This window comes from Kitasatospora sp. NPDC086801, assembly GCF_044745805.1.
In the GTDB taxonomy this organism is placed as follows: Bacteria; Actinomycetota; Actinomycetes; order Streptomycetales; family Streptomycetaceae; genus Kitasatospora.
Genome location: NZ_JBIVAX010000114.1, coordinates 1 through 1,185, shown reverse-complemented (window position 1 = coordinate 1,185; position 1,185 = coordinate 1). Strand labels below are relative to the sequence as shown.

The following is a 1,185-nucleotide window of genomic DNA, read 5'->3' as shown; positions in this document are numbered from 1 at the left end:
GCCGAGGCCGGCGCCGACGTCCCACATGCCGTAGGCCATCGAGGTCGCGGGCAGGCCGGCGGCCCGACGGTGGGCGGCGAGGGCGTCGAGGAAGACGTTCGCGGCCGCGTAGTTGCCCTGGCCAGCGGTCAGGACCAGACCACCGGCGGAGGAGAACAACACGAAAGCGGTCAGATCGAGGTGACTCGTCAGCTCGTGCAGGTACCACGCCCCGTCGGCCTTCGGCGCCAGAACGGCGTCCATCCGGGCGGGCGTGAGCGCACCGACCAGACCGTTGTCACCGACACCGGCGGCGTGCACCACGGCCGACAGACCCGGGATCGCATCGACCAAAGCCGCCACGGCCTCACGGTCCCCCATGTCACACGCACGGACCTCAACAACAGCACCCAGGGCGGACAGCTCCGCCACCAGCCCCACCGCCCCCGGCGCCTCCAGACCACGACGGCCCGTCAGCACCAGACTCCGAACACCGCACTCGGACACCAGGTACCGCGCCACCACAGCCCCCAGACCACCCGTACCACCCGTGACCAGCACCGTGTCACCCACCCCCATCGGCAACGGCCCCTCCGACCCCGGGAGCCGGACCAGACGCGGAACATAGACGGCGCCGGCACGCACCGCCGACTCCGGCTCAGAGGTGACGACCACCTCCCCGTCCGTGTCCAGCAGGACGAAACGCCCCGGATTCTCCGCCTGCGCCGCCCGCACCAGACCCCACACCGGAGCCTGCACCAGATCCACCGGCTCACCCTCACCCACCGCCACCGCACCCCGCGTCACCACCACCAGACGCGACACCGCAAACCGCTCCTCCACCAGCCACGCCTGCACCGCGCGCAGCACGTGCTGCGTCACCTCGCGCACGGCCGCCGGGACATCGTCCTCGGGGCTCACGAAGGTGCCGCAGTCGAGGACGACCACGTCCGGCGCCGCCTCCGAGGACTGCGAGACGTCCTGCCACCGCGCCGAGGAGTCAACCGCAGCAGCCGAGTCGGGCAGCTCCGACCACTCGATCCCGTACAGCGGGTCGACCGAGCCCAGCTGCTCCGCCGAGACCGCTCGGCCCACCATCGAGGCCACGGCCAGCACCGGGCCGCCGGCCGGGTCGGCGAGGTCGAGCCGCAGCCCGCCATCGCCGAGCCGGACGATCCGCACCCGCACCGCCGAGGCACCGACGGC

1 protein-coding gene is annotated in these 1,185 nt (G+C 72.7%); it reads right to left on the bottom strand.

The window, feature by feature from the left end; translation table 11 throughout:
* Positions 1–1,077 (bottom strand): beta-ketoacyl reductase (locus ACIPLC_RS38230; protein WP_400477672.1); only part of this gene is annotated, 1,077 nt, incomplete at its 3' end.
* Positions 1,078–1,185 lie beyond the last annotated feature (108 nt).